Consider the following 22,294-nt stretch of genomic DNA (forward strand, 5'->3'; position numbering starts at 1 on the left):
GATGTGACAGGATGGAACTAACTAGATCAGAAGAGTTATTTACAAGAGCGGTAAAATCAGTGCCAGGAGGGGTGCACTCGAATTCCCGTTTTCGCAATCCACACCCCATCTATTACCAAAAAGCAGAGGGGGCTTATCTGACTGACGTGGACGGCAATCGATATATTGATTGCATTATGGGGAACGGGGCGGTCATTCTTGGTCACAATGATCCGGATTTCAATGAACGGATGCAATTCTATAGTACTTCAGGAATCGTGACTGGTGTGGAGACAGAACTTAGTGTTAAAACGGCTGAAAAGTTTTTATCCATGGTTCCGACAGCTGAACAAATCCGTTATACCAATACAGGAACAGAAGCGGTTATGCATGCCATGGCTATGTCCAGAACGTACACACAAAAACCGGATATTGCTGTAATTGAAGGAGCATATAACGGCTGGCACGATGCTGTATTTGTCAGTACCTGGCCTGATCTTCAAAAGGCAGGTGACAAGTCAGAGCCAAAGTCACTTCCAGGTGCATCGGGGCTAATTGAGGATGTAGTAAAAAGTACTCTCGTCCTTCCATTTAACGATCTGGAAACGGCTGAACGCCTGCTGACAGAAAATAAACACCGGATTGCAGCATTAATTATCGAACCAACTATGATAGATATTGGTTATATCCCGGCCAAAAAAGATTACTTGCAAGGGCTAAGAATGATCTGTGATCAATTAAATATTGTCCTGGTGTTTGATGAATTATTAACCGGGTTTAGAGATTCTCCTGGGGGAGCTCAAGGGTATTACGGAGTGACACCTGATCTTTCTACATTCGGCAAGGCGATTAGCAATGGCTATATGCTGGCGGCCTTGGCTGGAAAAGCATCCATTTTCGAAACGGTCACCCCCGGGAAAGGAACATGTTCTTTTGTGGGGACTTATAATGGCCATCAGGTTTCATTAGCTGCTTCATTGGCCTTTATGGAAATCTATGAAGAAAAACAGGTTTTTCGTACACTGCAAAATAGAACAGAAAAACTGCTGGCTGAATTCACAAAATCAGCAGAAAAATATCAGGTGAAAGCTAGAATGCAAGGAAGAGGCGGTCATTTTCATTGGTACTTCACCGACCAGGAAATAACAGACTATCGCAGTGCTACACATAGTGATAAGGAAAAATATGCTGCGTTTATTGCAGCATTTACACAGAAAGGTGTTTATTGTTCACCAAACTATCTGCTCCACCATGCCATATCAGTAGCGCATTCAGATGAGATTATTCAACAGTTAGTGGAATATATGGATGCAAGCTTGCAGCAAACTGCTGGGGTTAAAGCAGGTTCATAAGGGGGAAAGATTCGTGAATTCGAACATCCTGGAAGTCAAAAATTTAAAAACCACCTTCTCCTCTAGAAAGGCTTCTTTTAACGCAGTCGACGGCATCTCCTTTCATGTCGCGAAAGGGGAGACCCTCGGCATAGTTGGAGAATCAGGCTGCGGAAAAAGTGTAACTTCATTATCCATAATGGGCCTTGTTAAACCTCCTGGAAAAGTATCGGGAGATCAAATTGATTTTAACGGTGTCAACCTCCTGAATTTGCCCAAAAGGGAAATGAGAAATCTTCGCGGCAACAAAATCAGTATGATTTTTCAGGAACCCATGACTTCGCTCAATCCTGTCTACAGTGTAGGAGAACAAATCGGAGAAACGTTAAAAATCCACAAAAAGCTTAAAGGTGAAGAGAGAAGAAGAAAAGTTGTTGATTTATTAAAACAGGTTGGGATCCCTCGGGCGGATGAAATTTATGATAACTACCCGCATCAATTATCAGGGGGAATGCGGCAAAGGGTCATGATTGCCATGGCCATGGCTTGTGATCCTCAGCTGATAATTGCGGATGAACCGACGACTGCTTTGGATGTTACGATTCAAGCACAGATCCTTGAGCTTATGAAGGATCTGCAAACCAAAAAAGGGATGTCCATGATTCTCATCACCCATGACCTTGGTGTTGTATCAGAAGTTTGTGACCGTTTGATTGTTATGTATGCCGGTAAAATTGTAGAAACAGGACCTGTAAAAGAGGTATTGAATAATCCATCCCATCCCTATACAAAAGGCTTACTGGCTTCATTGCCAAAAAAGGGCCATAAAGAAAAACGGTTACATTTTATTCCCGGTCAAGTCCCTGCACCATCCAATTGGGGAAAAGGATGCCGTTTTTCTGATCGCTGTCCATATGCAATGAGCCAATGTGAAACAAGTCTTCCTCCGCTTTTGAAAGTCGGTGAAGCGCAAGAATCTGCCTGTTGGCTTATACCTGATGAAGAGGGGAGTACTAATAATGGCATTATCGAACCTGCAAGATGACTATATTTTAGAAGTGGAAAATGTAAAAAAGTACTTCCCTATAAAAAAGGGGATACTTTCTAAACAGGTAGGCGCTGTGAAAGCAGTTGATAATGTTTCTTTTCAGTTGCGAAGAGGAGAGACCTTAGGGGTTGTAGGCGAAAGCGGCTGTGGAAAATCAACCATGGCCAGACTGATTATCCAGTTATTGAAGGCAACGGAGGGCCGCATTAAGCTTGAAGGAAAAGATCTAACAGCCATCTCAAGGGAAGAACTCCGAGCAACCAGAAGAGATATTCAAATGGTTTTCCAGGATCCCTATGCATCCCTTAATCCAAGATGGACAGTTGAGAAAACGCTATTAGAACCAATGAAGGTATACAATATTGGCTCCAAAAGCGAAAGAAAAGAGAAGGTAGCCGACTTGCTGAACAAAGTAGGCCTTGATCCAAGTTATGCTAAACGCCATCCACATGAATTCAGTGGCGGACAGCGTCAGAGAATCGGAATCGCCAGAGCATTGGTTCTCAATCCAAAAGTGATTATTGCGGATGAACCCGTTTCAGCACTTGATATTTCCGTTCAGGCACAGGTCATTAATCTTATGCAGGATCTTCAGGAACAGTATAATCTCACTTATATGTTCATTACCCATGATTTATCAGTGTGTGAACATATATCCGATCGCGTGGCTGTGATGTATCTTGGGAAAATTGTGGAGCTGGCAAGTAAAGATCAGCTTTTTTCAAATCCCCTCCACCCTTACACGCTAGCGTTAATTTCTGCTGCACCAGAGGTGAATGCAGACCATAAAAGAGAAAGAATCATTCTAAAAGGGGATGTTCCAAGCCCGGCCAATCCTCCATCCGGATGTGCTTTTCACACTAGATGCCCAAGCTGTATGGAAATATGCAAGGCAGAAACACCAGTGCTGACTGAAAAGGAACCAGGACAGTTAGTAGCCTGTCATCTATATCAATAAGGATAGAGGGAGTTTCTATGAGATTATCCATTTCAAAAAAAGAAATTAAGACCAGGCAGAAAAGGTTTTGGGAAAATCTGCAGCAGCAGGACCTGGACTGTGCAATCATTTTTAGCCCCATTGATATATTTTATTTAACCGGTTTCTTTTTTCACCCGACAGAGCGGCCGATCGCCTTTTTTGTGGACTCCAATCAGAAAACCCACTTATTTGTTCCATTTTTAGAAAAAGAACATGCTGAAGAATTTTCTGGTGCTATAAACTTTGTACATTCCTACCCTGAATATCCCGGAATCAAGCATCCGATGGAGTATTTTAAGGGAGATTTAATAGCTGCGGGGTTTCAAGGGAAACGGGTAGGAGCTGATAGCCTTGGGTATGCTTCAGCATCAGGATATAGAGGACCCTCAATTGACCAATTACTGGAGGCTAAGGAGTATCAATCAATAAAGGATATGGTTCCAGCGTTAAGGATGATTAAATCGGACGAAGAGATCGAATTGATTAAAGAGTCCTGCCGCTGGGGAAATCTTGCCCATCGTTTATTGCAAAAATATTCTAAGGCAGGAATAAGTGAGCTGGAAATTACAAGCAGAGCCAGTACAGAATCAACCTTGGCCATGATTGAAACCTTAGGTCCGGAGTACAAACCTCATGGGGAAACAGCCTTTGCCCTGTTTAGAGGGCAGGTCGGGGAGCTGTCAGCTTATCCTCATGCAGTTGCTCAAAATGTGACTTTAAAGAAAGGAGATACATTAGTCACTGCAGCTGCTGCGAGTATATGGGGCTATAAAAGCGAGTTAGAAAGAACTATGTTTGTTGAGGAAGCAAGCAGTGAACAAAAAACATACTTCCAGCATATGTACAATGCACAGGAAGTGGCTTTTCAGCATATCAAACCAGGGAATCCTTTATCATCAGTAGAAGTAGAGGTTCAAAGATATTTTAAAGAGAATAATATTACCGAATTAACTAGACATCACACTGGTCACGCAATCGGCCTGCTTTTTCATGAATCACCTTTTTTTGATTTAGGTGATCACACGATCATGGAGCCGGGTATGGTTTTTACAGTCGAGCCAGGCATATATGTAAACGGGGTAGGAGGTTTCCGCCACTCAGATACAGTACTAGTAACAGAAGACGGAATGGAAATGTTAACATACTATCCAAGGGATTTGGAGTCATTGATTTGCTCTTCGTGACACAACGATTACATCTGTAAACACTTTAATAATAATGCTTTCGATAAAACCAGAAAAAGGGTTTTGTTAAAAAGTCCATCCTAAAGAAATGGATGAATTATAATGAAGAATTTTTTAAGAATGCAGATGAAGATACATGGAAATCATAAGTCAATGAAAGCTTAACAAACAGAGCGGATGAATTATATAGTATTAGAGAATTTAATAAAGAAAAGGATGAGCTGGTAGAATTACATAGCCGGAGGTGAGTTGCAGACATAGAGCAATATAAACTAAAGAAAATGTTTAAAACATAGAAATATGATGTTCAGGTACAGGGAAGTCCTGCACTATGCAAAATTCAGAAAACAGGGGACGGTTCATCCGTCCCCTGTTCGTTTATTAAATACCTGCTCAGAGATACTCTCTAATTATCACTCTACAAACACGCCGCCGGCCAGACCGGATAGGAGCATTACATCTGATACTTTTTCAGCTGAGACGGCTTGATCCTCTGAAGTAGTTCCATCTCCATAAAAGGCATTAAGTGCATCCAAAAACCATTCGGGTCCTTCCGTAATGACGAACTTGCCTGATGAATTGAAGGTATCAATTGCCTGTGACACCATCAAATATTTCTCATCATCTGATAGCTGAACCCAGTCTTCACCGTCTGCTGTTGAAAAATCAGTGTCCGGATAGGAGGCGGCTACCGCGAATGTTTCAGTATCTGTGCTTTCCGTCTCTGTGCTGCCGGAAGTATTTGCAGCTTCTTCATTACTTGATTCTGTCACAGCATCAGTATCTTGTTCAGCTGCCTCATCTGCCGCAATTTCGGCGTCATCCTTATAAGGCTCCCCGTTTTTCGAAATAGCAGAGACAGAAGGGCCATACTCTATTGAATATTCATTCTCGCTTGTAAAGGAAGAAAGTTCAAGGCTTCGGAGATCGCAAGTATAATCTTCTCCGCAATCTAAATCCCCGGCTGCATTACCGGATTCCGTTTCGAGAAATGAGATGATTTTCTCGAAGACTTCCTTTTGCTCTGTATAAGTCATATCATCGTAGGTGTCTTCCACTGTTAAATGAAGATCATAAAGTACATTTGTCCCATCATTTTCAATTTCAGTTACGAACCCAAACGCCAGTATTTCACTGAGCTCCTCTGAAGCTGCCATACGATCGATCATCTCTTCGACCCTTTGTTCATCAGCTGAACAGGCAGATAGAAATAAAATGAATAGTAAAATTAATAGCTTTTTCAATGCTGTCTCCCCCTGAAGTATGTATCTTTAATCTAGGGCTATTACCCTAAATTAATATACTAGACTAGTTACTGGGAATAGTTTGCAAATTATCAATTGGATAAAATTGGATATTGGGCTTGCGTTTTTACAGCGGTATCGTTCAAAAATAGGAAAACGCTGGCGCCTAAACCGTACCAAACGGCTATATTATTGAATTCAATCAAACGTTTGATTGAAAATGAGAGCACCAGTTATAGAGACCGTCGGTTCCTTGAGCCGAATAAATAAAGATTACTGCAGTTCTTAGGAGTCATAAGAGAGAAACACGGGAACCGCCCCTAGTTTCCCGGCTGCCTCACTTTTTCAGATTCCTGTACCACCTTAAGAACTTCACCCGAATTTATTTTAGCAAAGCCATGCTCCGACACTTCCTTAACATTAAAAAGGTGTGTGTTGAGAAGTGATACAATGATTTGGACCAGCTTAATAGTAGTGTCTAGAATGGCAGTGTCGTTTTGGCTGAATTGTTCAAAGTCTGTTTTTTCATCCACAATGCCGGAAAGCTTTTGAACCTGCTGGCTGAAGATGGAATTGAGTGCTTTTAGTTCTCTGGCCATTTTGGCAGATGTCAGGTTCAATTGGTTTAAGTATTGTACCAGAGGCCTCATGCTTTTAATGCATTCATTTACTTCTGACCGAACATTATCAATTTTGTTCATCAGGGTTTTTTCTCGGAATTTCAATATGGCCGCAAATACAGGGGTGCGAAGCAAACCTTGCAGAATACCGGCATTTTCCTCATAAAGATTCACCAAATATTCATCAAACCTGGCGAAGTCCGCCATTAATACAGGTGTATCGAAGCCCTCGCCAAACGAAATCAGGCCATCTGCTTTCTTAATCCCGTAAGTTGGCCGATTATGAATCCGCTCAAAGCATTCGGCAAAAAGTTTCAGCTGGTCCTGGAGCTGGGCGCTGACAGATTGAATCTCGGAAAAATGATGCTGTATTTTTTTCTCCAGTTCTGCTCCGTGGCTTTGCAGGCCTTCTAGTACTTTAACCCTTCCGGCTAACTGATCATTTTTTGACTGTATGCTGGCCGCTGTATTTTTACCAACAGAACTCATGATAAATTTTAAAGGGATCTGCTGATGGAATAGCACATAAGATACCGCTTCAGCCACATCGCCTTTTGATTTGATCTTCAGTTTGTCTTCAGCAAAGCCCTTTAGATCATCTGCCTTGTCGGCGACGAAGTACTTCAGGTCATCGGTTTTATCACCAACAAAATACTTTACATCATCGACTTTATCCTCAACGAAAAATTTGACATCATCCACTTTATCTTCAACAAAATATTTCACATCGTCCATTTTGTCCCCGACAAAGTATTTGACATCATCAAATTTATCACTAACAGAATAACGAATCTCTGATGCTTTAATTTCCGCATCCAATTTTATATCCCGTAACTTATCAAATAACCCCATAACTGAAACTCCTATTCAAAATGTAATACAGCCTGTTTATCCTGCATGAATTGCGTTAAGCCTTCACGGTCCTTATATGGCAAATCGAGGCCCATCGTTCCTATTGTTTTAGTCACAATCTCATTCAGCTCATCATCAGTGTCAGCCAGCTTCATTTGCTGTGTCAGAATCTGAACATTTGCTAATTGTTTATTCAGCTGATCGATAGGGAGGCTGGATAGCTCGCTTACTTTTTGTTTTATTTGTTCATTGAGCTGCGCATAGTACTGTCTCTTTAACTCAAGCTGGTCAGCGAAACCATCCAGGTATTCCACCAGTTTTTGAATTTCCTTTGAATGGTCTATGAAATATACGAGCGAAATGCTGATAACCCCGGTTGTGAGGCCGCTTAAGAATATGGTTAATGCTTCTCCTATGACAGGAAGATCGCCGATGCCTGTGCTTTCAAGCCTTTCTGCCACAAGAGTTCCGGCAAGCACGGCTGCCGCTAAGCTGATCACCTTTGAAATTTCCCGTGCTAATTCTCCCGGTGAAAGGTTTTGGCGGTTAAAAACCAAAAGGTCAAAAATTTGGGTAATACTGCCCCAGAACTCCCTGATCATTTTTACTGCGTGCTTGGCTGTTCCGGTGAAGAAATTAATGATAAACGTTGAAATAGAGGATAGTATTCCTGCCAGCATGCCGTTTGCAAAAGCCGCAATCAGCTCTTTGAACTTCTCCTTCACTGCCTGGAAAGCTTCTTTAAATGCCCCGGCCGCTTCCATTAGAAATTCCTTTAGTGAAAATTTTTCTTTCATTTTCTCCATGATGAAAGGGAACCGCCGGCGGGCAATGATCCAAACTTCAGCCAGGATCAGACCAAGCGTTTGGCGGGCTCCCATTTTCCAGCCTGTATTCAGGGCATCCTTACCGGCGTTAATATAGGTCTTTTTGTCGCTTAAATAAGCTTTCGTAATGGTTTTATTGTACTCTTTCCGGGCTTTCGCGTCGGCTTCCTTCATTTTTTCTGCATTGGCCTGGCTTAAATTTGTCAGCTTGTTTAATTCTTTTCTCTCTTTATCTGTTAAGCTCTCCTGCTTTTTAAGCTGGCTGATTCGAGCTTCGTATTCACCTTGTTTTTTGTTCAAATCAGTCAAGAACTGATCCATTGTTTTTTTGCCTTTTGCCCGGTTAATGGACTGGCTTGTGTGGTTTAGATTGGAGTCGGCAACCGCTAAATCCGCTCCGTTTAAATTTGCCAGGTATACGGCTCGATCATCATGAATTTCTTTTGCCGAAATAGTATGATCCAGGTCATATTTTCCGTTCGGGGCAATCTTCTGTCCTGTATAGGCATCAAAAAGTTTCCCTTCCTTTTTTAATTCGGAAGCTTCTCTGTTTCGATCTATGAAGTTATTGCTGTGGTACTGCTTTTTTACGTTCTTGTCCGAATAATCACCGCGATTTTTGGGATCATAGCGCTTTTTTGCGTCCTCGTCCTTCAAACCATATTGCCTTGCTGTTAATGGCGTGTCCACATTCCCGCCATTCTGGTCTTTAATGATAAAATCGAGCGCAAATGAACGCAGCAGTGTTGTGACAATCATCTTTTCATACTGCTGCATAAGGTTTTGCGAAGGGGGAAGTTCATCACTGAAGGCCGCGTGATTTAATACCTCAATTGCCTGTCCTGCTGACATAGGGAATCTACCTTTCGTATGGGAAATAGTACTTAGCAATAAATTTCTATTATATGAATATATTACTATGTTTTTTGGTGGTTTGGGTTAATTTTATTTAACCCTCTTGAAAATTCGGCAAGGGTAAAGTATGGCATACTTTCTAAAAAAAGAAGTTTCCTGCGTTTCAAGTATTGCAATGACCATTCCCACTCCAGAACCATTAAGGTTTTTCTATAAGGGTCTTAGAATCGACGTCCTTTTACAGAAAAATGACACGAGAGAACCGTCTCCATATTTACTGAAAACATAGAAAATCCTGCAGTCATTTCATCTGCAGGACTTTCATTTCTATTAACTTTAACGGTTCTGAATGCATCTAACCGCCTCAAGTTTTGCCTTGCTCGGTGTTTCATACGTAACTTTTGAATCGCGGTCCACGTAATACCCGCCGCCGACGCTCAGCATTCCAGGTTTAAAAGCATAGATGCGGTAAAATTCGCCTGCTTTTAGGGTTCGGGAAGGCGACTTTTGTTCACCGTTTAATTTAAATAATGTTGTATCTTTCTTTACGATTAACCGTCCGATTTGACCTGGCTTCAGCTCAATGCCATCCCACCAGATTTTTGAAACGCCTTTATAGCGGTCACAGGCATTTGCCGGTGCCGGGAACGAAGCATGCAGACGATAGGAGGCACTTGTAATGCCGTTCCAGTTATAAGGCTGTATTTTTACATAGTATGTGCCTTGCTTCAGATCCCTATCAAGCACGATTGTGTTCCCTGGAGTACTATAATAATCTCCGGTTATCGCATTGCCGTAAGAGTCATAAAGATACATCCAGAATCCGCCCTTAGTGTTATCCAAAGTAATTCTGACATTTCCGTCGCGATTGGTTTTAATTTGATACGTATCCTGATCTATATCTGAATAACTGTTAGAGTTATAGTTTTGACCTGAATTGATTGGCAGTGCCGTTTCAAAAGTCTCATTCGGTTCAAATGTGGATTGATTACGGTTAATGGAACCAGGATAGGTGACTTTTAATTGATATTTTGCACTTGTAATGCCATTCCAGTTATAAGGCTGGATTTTTACAAAATAAGTGCCCTTCTGAACTTGGCGATCTAGAACAATCTTTCCCCCTATAGAGCTGAAATAATCGCCTGTTACAGCACTTCCATTTTCATCGTAGAGATACATCCAATATCCGCCAGTGGTATTTTCTAAGGATATATATACTTCGCCATCTTGGCTGGTTGTAAATTGGTATACATCCTGGTCTATATCCGTTTCACTTACTGACTGATAGATTTCTCCAGATTTTACTTCTAAACTTGTTTCCGCTGTCTCATTGGGCTCAAAAGAAGTGGTATTTCGGTTGATGGATCCGGGATAAGTGGCTTTCAATCTATAATTTGCACTTGTAATGCCATTCCAATTATATGCTTGTATTTTTATATGATAATTTCCTTTTTGAACTTTGCGGTCAAGGACAATCTTTCCTCCGCGGGAGCTAAAATAATCGCCCGTTACGGCACTTCCATTTTCATCGTAAAGATACATCCAGAATCCGCCAGTAGTTTCATCAAGTGTTATATAAACTTCCCCATCTTTATCCGTTGAGAAATAATATGTATCCTCAGCTGCTTCTGATGCTAAAGTTCCTTTCATAGGAACACCAGAGGAAATGCCAGAGCTCTGTGCAAATGTTAGCTGGCCAAAGAAGAAAGCAAAAATAAAAACAAAAAATCCAGTCCCCAAAATACGTTTCATTCTAATAATAACCTCCCCATAAATATAGTAGTGATAGATTAATGCTTCTTAATTCTGTTTTGGTATAGAAAAACTGCCAAAGCACAGAATCTGAGTCTATTATCCTTGGGCCCCCTTTCCTTTATAGTACAAATTTACCACATTATAGCAATGCTTTTAAGAGTATATGTTCCAAATGAGAAAAAATTCTTTAAATTAGCTTTAAGTCAACCTTCCGTTATTTAACTTTTATGTAATGTATTTAAATAAAAACCAAATTATATTAAAAAAGTATTTTTGATCCCATTAAATGTAATTTACAGATATAAAACCAAAGATTTTAAAAGGTATTGCCCTCTGAAAGTACTAACGCAAAAGGGTTTAGAAGCCATACGCGAGTACACAAGTTGTTAAAGAAGACCTATATGATATTTTAGTATAATTTTCCGGTTGTATGAAGGTTTGAAACATTGTAGCCTTGTACAGTGTTAAAAAATATCTTAAGAGAGGTTGTTCAAATGGCTCTCATCATTATATGTGCATTGTTTCTCGTAATCTATGGAATTGTGGAGCAGCGAAAGCACCAGAAGAGGCTTGACTCAATTCCTGTACGTGTAAATGTGAACGGCATACGCGGAAAGTCGACAGTTACCCGTCTGATCACTGGTGTGATTCAAGAGGCGGAATATAAAACAGTTGGCAAAACGACGGGTACTTCAGCCCGCATGATCTACTGGCATACAGATGAAGAAAAACCGATTAAGCGCCGGCCGGAAGGTCCCAATATTGGTGAACAGCGCCGGGTCGTCAAAGAGGTTGCCGAGCTTGGTGCAGAAGCGCTTGTGTGTGAATGTATGGCTGTACAGCCTGATTATCAGCTCACATTTCAAAACAAAATGATTCAGGCCAATATCGGCGTAATTGTGAATGTGCTTGAGGACCATATGGATGTGATGGGTCCTACTCTGGATGAGGTGGCGGAAGCTTTTACAGCAACCATTCCTTATAATGGCCACCTGGTTACGATCGAGAGTAAGTACCTGAACCTTTTCAGGAAAATCGCTGCTGAACGGAACACGAAAGTGATTGTAGCTGACAACTCCAGAATAACAGAGGAATTTCTGCGCGAATTTGATTACATGGTGTTCCCTGATAATGCCTCCCTTGCCCTGGCAGTTGCAGAGGCGCTCGGAATTGATGAAGAAACGGCATTCCGGGGTATGCTGAATGCGCATCCTGACCCGGGGGCAATGAGGATAACCCGTTTTGGCGACGATGCAAATCCTTCATTCTTTGTGAATGGTTTTGCAGCCAATGATGCGTCATCCACATTGAGAATCTGGGAGCGTGTGAGCACGCTGGGGTACAGCACAGAATCGCCAATCGTTATCATGAACTGCCGTGCAGACAGAGTGGATCGCACGGAACAGTTTGCCCGCGATGTTCTTCCTTATATTAAAGCAGAAGTGGTCGTAGCAATTGGTCAGACGACTGATCCCATTACAGATGCTCATGAGGAAGGTAAGCTGGATACAAAAGTGTATTTGGACCTGGAGGATTATACAACAGAAGAAATTATGGCTGAACTTGAACCTTATTTGGAAAACAGAATTGTTTATGGAGTCGGAAATATACATGGTTCAGCAGAACCGCTGATTGATGCCATTAAAGAATTGGTCATAAAAAGAAAAGCAAGTTAAGGGGGAGGGATAAGAATGTTTGGTGCCGATTTATATGTTGCCCTTGTATTGGGTGTAACGCTAAGTCTTATTTTTACAGAAAAAACAGGTGTCTTGCCTGCAGGCCTTGTCGTGCCTGGATATTTAGCACTGGTTTTTAACCAGCCTGTATTTATGGTTGTGGTCTTATTGATTAGTATCTTAACTTATTTAATTGTTACACACGGTATTGGCAGATGGGTGATTTTGTACGGCAGAAGAAAATTTGCTGCCATGCTGATTACAGGGATTTGCCTAAAGCTGATCCTCGATTATTTTTATCCGATTATGCCATTTGAAATCTTTGAATTCCGAGGAATCGGTGTCATTGTTCCGGGATTAATCGCCAACACAATTCAAAAACAAGGAATGCCATTAACACTTGGCAGTACGCTTCTGTTATCCGGTTTAACGTTCGGAATCATGAACGTGTACTACTTGTTCTAGGGAAGTGAATGGAATGAAGCGAACCTTAAACTTTCAGGAAAAACTGCTTATTTTTATCAAAAGAACGAAGTATAAAAATCTTCGCTATATAGCTGTTATTTTGCCGATTCTGGTCATCTTTCTGGTCGCCTCCACCTGGATCGGGAGAACAGATGAAGTGAAAGATGTTGAGCCAAGGAAGAACCAGAAGCTTACGATGACGATGGTTGGGGATGTGATGATGGGCCGCCATGTTGGAGAAGTAACAAAACGGCATGGAGCCGATTATTTATTCCGTCATGTAAAGCCGTATTTTGATGCTTCTGACTATGTGAGCGGGAACTTTGAACACCCAATCTTAAAAAATGATGCGTCTAAATATGAACAAACGGATAAAAGCATTCATCTGTACACAGACATGGATGCCATCCATGCGGTTAAGAATGCCGGCTTTACCGTCATGAACCTTGCCAATAACCACTTGATGGATTACGGGGAAGAAGGGCTTCGCGACACGCTGGATGTGTTTGACCGCTACAACATGGATTATGTCGGCGGTGGAGAAAACCGTAAAGAAGCCAAAGAACATATTAACTATCAGGATGTCAACGGCGTTCGTGTGGCAACGCTTGGATTCACTGATGCATTTGTGGAAGGCACAATCGCTACAAAAGATCGAAACGGTTTGTTGAGCGCAAATCCTGATGTGTTATTTGACATGATTGAAAAAGCAAAAAATGAAGACCATGGAAATGCCGATTTGGTAGTGGTTAATGTTCACTGGGGACAGGAATACGACACGGAAGCTACTCCCCGCCAAAAAGCACTGGCTAAAGCAATGGTCGATGCCGGGGCTGACATTATCATCGGGCATCATCCCCATGTGCTTCAATCGTTTGACGTCTACAAAGATGGAATTATCTTTTACAGCTTAGGCAATTTCGTATTTGACCAGGGGTGGACCCGGACAAAAGATTCTGCGATGGTTCAGTATAACCTCACGGAAGATGGTAAAGCGACAATCGATGTGATTCCTTTGCAAATAGAGGAAGCCGCGCCAAGACTGGCCACTGGCTATTTTGATCAGCTTCGTGTGTACAGACAATTAACAAAAGAAACCGCAGAGAATGTTTATTGGTCCAAGCAGGATAATAAGATCGAAATTATTGCAAATCATAAGCATGTAATTGATCACATGAAAAAACGTCAAAATAAAGAAAACTAATCACTTTTTTAAGGGGGCAGCAGATGAGAAACCGAACTTTTTGGCAGCTGATTGTTTCCGTTTGCCTGTTAACCGGTTGTTCGAATGTGTCCCCTGAAAAAAATCTTCTTGCACCTTACAAAGAAAAACCTGACTCATACTATGGTGTCAGTGCCTCACATCCCATTGCAGTGGATGCAGGGATGGAAATCATGAAAAATGGAGGCAATGCAGCAGATGCTGCCATTGCCATTTCCTACATATTGGGCGTTGTTGAACCGTTCGCGTCAGGAATAGGCGGCGGCGGCGGAATGCTGGTCATTCCTGCTGAAGGTGAACCTGACTTTATTGATTATAGGGAAACCTCTCCTTCAAATTATAACGGCAGCGGAGTCTCCGGTGTTCCCGGGCTGGTCGGCGGGATGGAGGCGATCCATCAAAGATACGCCACTATGGATATGAAAAGACTTATGGATCCGGCCATTGACTATGCGGAAAAAGGGTTTGCGGTTGACCAGGGATTTTCCCATCGGCTGGAGACGGCACGGTACAGGGTGTATTCAGATAGTACCAGCAGCTTCTACCCTAACGGTAAAGCGATACTGCCCGGTGAAATTCTTGTCCAAAAGGATCTGGCAAAAACGCTGAGAACGATTCAGACAGAAGGCAGTGCAGGCTTTTATCAGGGAGAAATTGCAAAGGCGGTCAAAGTGAAGACCGGCATTCCGCTTGATGATTTTAAGCGATATAAAGTGAGGCATTCGGAGCCGGTTCAAGGATCATTTGCCGGCTATGAAGTGTTCACAGCTCCCCCGCCTTTTTCCGGAACAACTCTGCTTCAAATGCTGAAGCTGGCAGAGGAGACCGGTTTGGATTCGCGGAATCAGGCAGAATATATCGACAGGATGGGGGACATCACGAAAACATCCTATGAAGACCGCAGAATTCATATTGGAGACGGTGTGACAGCAGAGGAAATTTCCAACTATATAAGCGATGATCATATTTCATTTCTTCAAAAAGAACTGATTAAAGATAGCGGAAATCTGCAGGCGGAAGAGGAAGAGCACGAAAGCACTACCCACTTTGTTGTCATGGATAAAGAGGGAACAGTGATTTCCGCGACAAACACCTTAAGCAATTATTTCGGTTCCGGAGCCTATACGAATGGTTTCTTTTTAAATGACCAGCTGAAAAATTTCGCAGATGGCGGAATTAATGGGCAAGCACCCAACAAGAGGTCCAGAACTTTTACGGCACCCACCGTCATGATAAGTCCTGAAGAAGTCATCGGCATCGGTTCACCTGGAGGAAACAGAATTCCGCAGATCCTTATGCAGGTGATTTATTCCTATACCAAAGGAGAAGGAGATCTTCAGGAAATTGTAAATCGTGATCGTTTTACATTTGAAAACAGCATAATCCAAACGGAATCTCCATTCCCAAAAGATGTATTGTCAGAGTTAGAGGCCAGAAATTATCAGGTCAACCATAAAGTTTCCCCTATGTTTTATGGGGGGGTTCAGGCGCTCATTATGAGCCAAAAAGAGAAATCAATGTCCGGAGCGGGCGATCCGCGGAGAAGCGGTATTTGGAGAACACAACAAGAAAAGGGGAAATAGAAAAATGAACACAGTAAAAAAAGTAACAGGATGGATTCTGCCAATCGTACTTGTAGGGGCGCTATTAACAACACTTAACACTTTAAAACGTACAGATACTTTAACACCTGAAGAACAGAAAAAAATTGAGCAGTATGAAAATGTATAAGCTTAAAAAGTCATAGAAGTAAGCGGAAACCATCTGCTTGCTTCTTCTTAAAATAAGGAGTTTTTCCATGTTGCGAATAAGTCTATTTAGCATCGTTATCATATTTCTGGTTCTTATCATCAAATCATTGCTGCCCGGCAATACGGGACCTGAAGAATATCGAAGCTTTGCTGAATTGAAAAAATATGAAAAAGAGAATATCGATTACCGGATCAAGATCAACGAACGTAAACCGGAAGTTGCCATTTTTGCGATACATGGAGGCAATATAGAGATCGGAACCGGCGAATTGGCTGAAGATCTTGGTGAAAGGCTTGATGCCAGCACCTATATCTTTGAGGGCCTGAAGCCGAAGGGTAACAGTATCCTCCATATTACATCCACTCTTTATGACGAACCGGCTGCTGTTCAAATGGCTGAGGAAGCTATAACAAGCCTGTCTATTCATGGTTACCGTGAAGTGAATGACGAAAAAGTCTATGTTGGCGGCAGAAATAAGCAGTATAAGCGGCTTGTAAAGGATGCCTTGGAAGATGCAGGATTTGATGTAGAAAATGCTCCTGACCGCCTTGGCGGAACAGGCAAGAAAAATATTGTGAACCGCGGCAAAAAAGGCGGGGGAGTTCAGCTGGAGCTTTCAACCAAGCTGAGGAAAAGCTTCTTTAAAGACCGTGATTTTGCCATGAACAACCGAAAGCAGCAGACAGACAACTATAAAGATTTTTTAAGAGCACTGGAAAAAGCGACAGAGAAATATAAAGAAAAAGAGTTGGATTAAAGAAGACTGCCTGATGAGTATAGGCAGTCTTCTTTGGTTTTTATTGAAAAAGAGAGGCGCTGTCTCCGTAGCTGTGAAACTTCTTTGTGAAAAAAGATGATGATAGATGAGAGATATGTACGCCGGCTCTCTCTGTCGTATTAATGAAATAGCCATTTCCGAGATAGATCCCCATATGGGTAACTCCTGTCCGGGTGCCTGTATTTTCGAAAAATACCAGGTCTCCAGTTTTCGGCTCTGAAATCATATCAAGCCAACTTGAGTAGGATGCCGCAGATTTACGGCTGATTGGCAGATCATGCTGCTTCATTACATAATAAACGAGTCCGCTGCAGTCAAAGCCTTCTTCAGGGCTCTCCTCGCTCCATACATATTCATAGCCTCTAAATGTATAGGCATACTTGATAACATCGGTGGCTTTGTCATAAGCAGCATCCTTTTCAGAATAGAAAGGGAATATCGGTTCATTGTATACCTGCAAAAACTGTCCTTCAAGAATGGTGTCAGACGGAAGTCCATTTAGTTTTTTTACAGCAGCAGCCGACTTATTATATCTTGCTGCAACACTGCTTAATGTTTCCCCTTTTTGAACAACATGTTCCCCTTTAGGTGTAAAGGTTTTAAAGACATAACTATAATCTTTAAACCATTTGTCGGTTACGGACTTTACTTTAACGGCGGAAGATCCGTATCCTGAATGGACAAAATGCTTATCTCCGAGGTAAATTCCGCCCGTCAGCACCTCAGTTACCTTACCAGCTTTATCTTTTTTAACAAAGAAAATCAGATCCCCGGCTTTTGGTGAGTCCGTTTCCATCCCCAGCTTATAAAATCCGTCAATGGTCGTGCGGTCCAAAGGGATCCCTTGCTGTGACAGTGTCCAATAAATTAGCCCGCTGGAATCAAATCCCTTTTCAGGAGACTCTTCTCCCATTTCCTTCTTAAATCCGTCAAACGTTTTGGCAAAGCTCGCAATTTGCCTGCCTCGCTCATACCATTGGTATTGGGCGCTTTTATAAGTGGCAGAATTGATTTGCAGCTTTTGTCCAGGATATAGTTTTTCATCTGGCAATCCATTATGCTTCAAAAGCTGTGTAGGCGATATCTTATATTTGGCAGCAATGGATTTAACCGTATCACTTGATGAAACTGTATGAACTTTACTGGCTGCCTGTGTGCTTGGCATGAAAAAGAAGGCTGTGATCAGCAGGGCGATCACTGCAATTGAGCAGATGCGTATTTTTCTCATGTAGACAACTCCCTGTCCTTGTTGATTAACCTCGTGCTTAATAGTGGTTTGCAATTGCAAAGTAATTCTCCCAGTAGCACGGAACAGCTAAAAGGCTCCTGGTTAGGAAAAGCGAAAGTCTTCATACCTATTAAAATCCTTGCCTCCTTTTTGTATGAAATTTGAATTCAGTGCTATGGTCTTACTAATGTTATCGGAGGTGTCACCTGTATTTTTAGTAGTTATTGGGATATGAGGAAATAAAATCTGAATATATATACGCCTGCATGAGGCAAACAAAGTAGTACTGGGAATTGTCGGGTGAATTAATAGAAGTGAATCAAACCTGCCCATTAACCTGCGGAAAGGATCAAAGAGCAGAAAAATAAGGAAAAATCAGTATTTGGATAGAATAAGACAATTCAATCAAACGTTTGATTGAATTGGGCTTCAGTTTAGGAAATGGAATGAGTGGCTGCATGACAAGAAGGAGTTGAGGCGGAGTGGTGAATCTGCAAGTTGAATTTGCAAATAGCTGCTGGAGGTTTACTAATAGACTAATAGAACTTGCAAATAGAGTCTTAAAATTGCAAATAGGAACTGGAAACCTGCAAATAGAACTGAAAAAGGTATATAAATTCTTCCAATAAGGATTATTTACAATCTGCAATTGGTTAAATACATAACAATCTAGTAAGTTAATAGTCTGAAAAGAATGTATAATTCAAATTAAGGAGGCGATCAGCATGAGTGATAGTACATTAATTCATTACAAAGACATTTTTCAATCAAATTCCAGTATGCTCCTAACTTCCCTTCAGGAATTTCATGAAATGTCTCAAGCGGATCTCGATGACGACAGGCTGCGTGAAAGCTTATCTGGCATCAGCCGGGAGGTGGCCTCGGGAATTGATCGCATTCAGATGAACTTGAACTTTTTACTGAAAAATGTAGAGTGGGATACTTTTAATATAGCTTTTTTTGGAGAAACAAATGCAGGAAAGAGTACTCTGATAGAGGCGCTGACAAGAGGAGACGGATCTTTCATCGGTGATGGCCGCAAAGACTTTACAAAGGTTAAATCCAATTCTTCGTTTGATTCCCTGCAGTTAATGGACTTGCCCGGGATTGAAGGGGACGAACGCAAGTTTATTTCTGAAATCAAGCGGGGTTTGGAGAAAGCTCATGTTGTGTTTTATGTTATAGGCACCAATAAAGAGCCTGAGTCTGAGACGTTAAAAAAGATTTCTTCTTTTCTGCGGGATCAGGCAAAGGTATATTCCATCATTAACGCCAGAGGAAAACCAAGTGCCTACCGCTATCAGAAAGAGCTGGAGTCTGAATCTGTCAGAACAGTTGAGAAAAGGACAAGAGAGAAGTTCCAGGATATTCTTGGCGAGCACTATGTTGACAACTTAATTATCAATGCTCATTTAGGGTATATTTCTGCAGGGACGCCTAAAAGGGAGGATTTTATCCGGGATCAGCAAAAGCTCGAAGAAGTCTTTGGGTGCCTTGAAAAGGGATATGAATTCAGCAATCTTCCCAAGCTGGAGCAACTATTATCTAAACTGTCTCAAAACAGTCTGCAGGAAATGGCTATTTCTAATACTTATAAATACATGAGTACGGTTGAATCTATTATGGGACGTATATTAAGGGGCAAGAAAGAATTTGACCGTGAAATCAGATCCATGCAGGAAAAAACAGATGATGCTGTTTGTAAGGCAGAATTATCAATAGAGAGGTTCCGTGAAAATATCCTGACAAGTGTCCATCTAAGATTGGATTTATTGAAAAGTGAGATTCAGAATACAATTTATGAAAGCATTGACTGCGAATATAGCGAGTCGGTTACTAGACAAATGCTTGAATTAAAGCAGCGTACAGCAGAAACAGAAATACGGCAAATGCTTGACGGGCAGCTGCGGGAACTTCACGAAGAAATAGAAGCTATCTTCACTGAATTGCAAAAAAGGGTAGACCTTGAATTTCAATTTAGAGGCATGGGAAGCACTGAATTCAATATGAAAGAAATCGTAAAAAAATTGGAGATCAATGCCCGCTATATTATGAAGGAAGTTCTGGATGTCGGGCTATCAGCTATTGGACTGATCGCAATGGCTATTAACCCGATTCTGTTGGCTATAGGTGCTCTGGTTACGGTTGTTCGAAAAGCCTGGAACTGGTTTTTTGCAGATAAGACGAAGAGGAAAAGAGAAGCTAAGACTGAAGCGTATAAAGAGATAAATAAGACCATGAAAAAAATTAAAGCTGAGATTACCAGTACCCTTAATAGGGAAATGAAGCTTTTAGAGCGAAGTATGGCAAAGCAGGCAGGAGGCTTTCATCAGTTTATACACCATATAAAACAGCTTAGCCGTGCAATGGATGAGAAAATACGGGATTTATTGATTAGCAAGACGGACATGTCACGTGAACTGGCATCCTTCATCGAGGGAGCGGACCGTGAATTCAGCTATTTTGATTTAAAGCTGAAACGGGCTCTTCTAATTGGTCCTCCCCTGAAGAATCTTCCCATTTATAGACTTCAGGAAATAAATGTTTATGAAACATTAGAGTCATTCATTGGCGGATTACTGGTAAGGGAAGGATATCTTTTAATTCCAAAGAATGAGGAATTTTTGTATCGTGCAGCATCTGCATTATTTGATGATTGCAGGCAAAAGGGCATCTCATTGCCAATAAGAGGTGTAAGGAGACTGAGATTATGACCATTACAGGTTATTTAAATGAGAAACAGGCAGTTTTAAAGAATCTTTCCGGATTAAAACAAAAGCTATTAGGCTTTAATGACATGGAACTTGATTTTGGAAGCCTTGTGCTGAAAATTGATCAATCGATCCAGAATATTGAACAAGATACCTTTGTAATCGCTATGTTTGGTGCTTTTACAGATGGGAAATCCACTATTCTCAAATCCATTGCAAAATTGGACAATATTGAAATTTCACCTGAACCTCTGACAAATGAAGTTACGTTATATCAATTGGATGAGGAAAAATTCGGGAAAGGATTCTCCATTGTGGATACACCTGGTCTTTTCTCTGAACATATGCTTCACACGGAAAAAACGAAAAAATATATATCTGAAGCCAATGTTATCATTTATACCGTTGATTCTGTCAATCCTTTGAAAGCCAGCCATCACCCGACCATTAAATGGCTTCTTAAAGACTTGGGCAAGCTCGATTCCACCATTTTTGTCGTGAACAAAATGGACGCAATTGCAGACTTGGAGGATGAAGCAGACTATTTGCATCACTCCCAAATTAAGAAGGACGTTGTCAAACAAATAATCAGAGAAGAAATTTCCATAGAAGGAGACCCGGCCATAGTCTGTGTGGCTGCCGATCCCTTTGAACAGGGATTGGATTTTTGGGCCGAACAGGAAGAAAACTATCAGAAGCTATCGAGAATGAATAATCTGACCTCTGCCATTGATCAATTTGTTCATGATTCAAAAGAGCAGCTGCTGATAAAATCCGGAATGAGTGTCATTAAAGATGCAATTAATCATTCTGTCACCGAACTCTCCCAAGTAAGAGAACATGTGAAAAAAAACAGAGAACTGCTGAAAAATCAGCTCTTTGAGATTGAAGGAGAGCTCGTTAAATTTGAGAAGGAAATAACGAAAAAGCATCTTAACATAACCGATGAGGTGATTAATATGCGAGAGGACATTCTGGCATACATCGCATCGTCATCAAATATGGAAGATCTGCAGTCAAAGGTTACCGCAAAATTAGGTGATGAAGGATATATTCTAAATAAAAAGATTGAAACAATCATCCAAAAGCATACCGAAAATTTAATGGAAACTCAAAGGGAACTCATCCACAATATTGAAGCATCTATCCATTTTCATGATAAAATTCAGGACCAGCTCCTTCAAATGGGAAACAAGGCCGGAGGAAAACTAATTAAGGCATTATCAGGCACTTCCACTAAAGCCATTTCGCAGACAATCTTAAAAGTTCGGGATATGGCGAAACTGCCCATCAAGTTTAAACCTTGGGGAGCCATCAAATGGGCGAAAGCGCTCAAGACATTTGGGGCGGTCCTGTCGATCGCGCTTGATTCCATAACTGGAATTGCTGATTATGTGAAAGAACAGAAATTCGAGAAAAGGCGAACGGAAATTGCCTCCCAGGTGGAAGATCTTTTCAAAGCTTTTTTAAAGTCATTTACAAAAGAGGAATATATAGCGGCTTACTTTCCCCTATTAAAAATGCAACAGACCTTCCGTATGGAAAAACATGAAGTTCTAAATGCCTTTAATCAAACTTTAAATCGGCTTGACCAGGCGATTATGGAGCTGGAGAATCTGGATGAAATGTGAATAACCAGGGCTGATCATTAATGAAAATGTTATAGCGGACCGCCGGTGTTTTCATCGGCGGTTTTTTGCGGTTTAGACGGTGATTTGCAAATAGAACGGGGCATTCTGCAAATAGAATAAGATGATTTGCAAATAGATCAATATATTTGCAAATAGA

General features: G+C 41.3%; 17 protein-coding genes. 12 read left to right on the forward strand and 5 right to left on the reverse strand.

What is annotated here, in order from left to right; genetic code table 11:
* Positions 1-11 precede the first annotated feature (11 nt).
* From ACTHRG_RS05215 to ACTHRG_RS05230, 4 genes are read left to right on the forward strand one after another with little or no spacing between them, the layout of a single operon-like run.
* A complete protein-coding gene (locus ACTHRG_RS05215; RefSeq protein ID WP_440230736.1) occupies positions 12-1,331 on the forward strand; it encodes an aspartate aminotransferase family protein in 1,320 nt (439 codons plus the stop codon).
* 13 nt (positions 1,332-1,344) lie between these two features.
* The gene (locus tag ACTHRG_RS05220) at positions 1,345-2,355 is read left to right on the forward strand and encodes an ABC transporter ATP-binding protein (RefSeq protein ID WP_440230738.1); all 1,011 of its coding nucleotides are present in this window, start codon (positions 1,345-1,347) and stop codon (positions 2,353-2,355) included.
* Entirely contained in the window at positions 2,330-3,316 is a 987-nt protein-coding gene (locus ACTHRG_RS05225; RefSeq protein WP_440230740.1) for an ABC transporter ATP-binding protein, read from the forward strand. Before ACTHRG_RS05220 ends, ACTHRG_RS05225 begins: the two co-directional genes overlap by 26 nt.
* 17 nt (positions 3,317-3,333) lie before the next feature.
* Complete coding sequence (locus tag ACTHRG_RS05230; protein ID WP_440230742.1) at positions 3,334-4,521, forward strand: M24 family metallopeptidase; 1,188 nt, start codon at positions 3,334-3,336, stop codon at positions 4,519-4,521.
* Between the two features lie 413 nt (positions 4,522-4,934).
* On the opposite strand, the gene ACTHRG_RS05235 is transcribed toward ACTHRG_RS05230, so the two are convergent.
* From ACTHRG_RS05235 to ACTHRG_RS05250, 4 genes are all read right to left on the reverse strand, one after another.
* Positions 4,935-5,765: a hypothetical protein gene (locus ACTHRG_RS05235; RefSeq protein WP_440230744.1), complete on the reverse strand. Its 831-nt coding sequence runs from the start codon at positions 5,763-5,765 to the stop codon at positions 4,935-4,937.
* 320 nt (positions 5,766-6,085) lie between these two features.
* Positions 6,086-7,237: a hypothetical protein gene (locus ACTHRG_RS05240; RefSeq protein ID WP_440230746.1), complete on the reverse strand. Its 1,152-nt coding sequence runs from the start codon at positions 7,235-7,237 to the stop codon at positions 6,086-6,088.
* An 11-nt stretch (positions 7,238-7,248) separates the two neighbouring features.
* Positions 7,249-8,916, reverse strand: coding sequence for a hypothetical protein (locus ACTHRG_RS05245; protein WP_440230748.1), 1,668 nt, complete (start codon positions 8,914-8,916; stop codon positions 7,249-7,251).
* A 339-nt stretch (positions 8,917-9,255) separates the two neighbouring features.
* Positions 9,256-10,671: a PPC domain-containing protein gene (locus ACTHRG_RS05250; RefSeq protein WP_440230750.1), complete on the reverse strand. Its 1,416-nt coding sequence runs from the start codon at positions 10,669-10,671 to the stop codon at positions 9,256-9,258.
* A gap of 497 nt (positions 10,672-11,168) precedes the next feature.
* Between ACTHRG_RS05250 and pgsB the strand changes: the two genes are divergently transcribed.
* The 6 genes from pgsB to ACTHRG_RS05280 all read left to right on the forward strand — a co-directional run bounded on the left by pgsB (position 11,169) and on the right by ACTHRG_RS05280 (position 16,546).
* Positions 11,169-12,350: a poly-gamma-glutamate synthase PgsB gene (gene pgsB, locus ACTHRG_RS05255; protein WP_440230752.1), complete on the forward strand. Its 1,182-nt coding sequence runs from the start codon at positions 11,169-11,171 to the stop codon at positions 12,348-12,350.
* Between the two features lie 15 nt (positions 12,351-12,365).
* Complete coding sequence (gene pgsC, locus ACTHRG_RS05260) at positions 12,366-12,815, forward strand: poly-gamma-glutamate biosynthesis protein PgsC (RefSeq protein WP_440230753.1); 450 nt, start codon at positions 12,366-12,368, stop codon at positions 12,813-12,815.
* 13 nt (positions 12,816-12,828) lie between these two features.
* Positions 12,829-14,019 carry a CapA family protein gene (locus ACTHRG_RS05265; protein WP_440230755.1) on the forward strand — a complete coding sequence of 397 codons (1,191 nt, stop codon included), beginning with the start codon at positions 12,829-12,831 and terminating at the stop codon, positions 14,017-14,019.
* A 23-nt stretch (positions 14,020-14,042) separates the two neighbouring features.
* Positions 14,043-15,620 (forward strand): gamma-glutamyltransferase family protein, encoded by a 1,578-nt coding sequence (locus ACTHRG_RS05270; protein ID WP_440230756.1) that lies wholly within the window; start codon positions 14,043-14,045, stop codon positions 15,618-15,620.
* Positions 15,621-15,624: 4 nt separating this feature from the next.
* Positions 15,625-15,768 carry a CapE family protein gene (locus tag ACTHRG_RS05275; protein ID WP_394580950.1) on the forward strand — a complete coding sequence of 48 codons (144 nt, stop codon included), beginning with the start codon at positions 15,625-15,627 and terminating at the stop codon, positions 15,766-15,768.
* Between the two features lie 67 nt (positions 15,769-15,835).
* Positions 15,836-16,546, forward strand: coding sequence for a poly-gamma-glutamate hydrolase family protein (locus ACTHRG_RS05280; protein ID WP_440230759.1), 711 nt, complete (start codon positions 15,836-15,838; stop codon positions 16,544-16,546).
* Positions 16,547-16,586: 40 nt separating this feature from the next.
* Here the strand turns inward: ACTHRG_RS05280 and ACTHRG_RS05285 are convergent, their stop codons facing one another.
* A complete protein-coding gene (locus ACTHRG_RS05285) occupies positions 16,587-17,795 on the reverse strand; it encodes a C40 family peptidase (protein ID WP_440230761.1) in 1,209 nt (402 codons plus the stop codon).
* A 725-nt stretch (positions 17,796-18,520) separates the two neighbouring features.
* Between ACTHRG_RS05285 and ACTHRG_RS05290 the strand changes: the two genes are divergently transcribed.
* Both ACTHRG_RS05290 and ACTHRG_RS05295 read left to right on the forward strand, forming a co-directional pair.
* A complete protein-coding gene (locus ACTHRG_RS05290; RefSeq protein ID WP_440230763.1) occupies positions 18,521-20,509 on the forward strand; it encodes a GTPase in 1,989 nt (662 codons plus the stop codon).
* Complete coding sequence (locus tag ACTHRG_RS05295; protein ID WP_440230765.1) at positions 20,506-22,137, forward strand: LeoA/HP0731 family dynamin-like GTPase; 1,632 nt, start codon at positions 20,506-20,508, stop codon at positions 22,135-22,137. Before ACTHRG_RS05290 ends, ACTHRG_RS05295 begins: the two co-directional genes overlap by 4 nt.
* Positions 22,138-22,294 lie beyond the last annotated feature (157 nt).

Source organism: Cytobacillus sp. SAFR-174 (assembly GCF_051964675.1).
In the GTDB taxonomy this organism is placed as follows: Bacteria; Bacillota; Bacilli; order Bacillales; family Cytobacillaceae; genus Cytobacillus.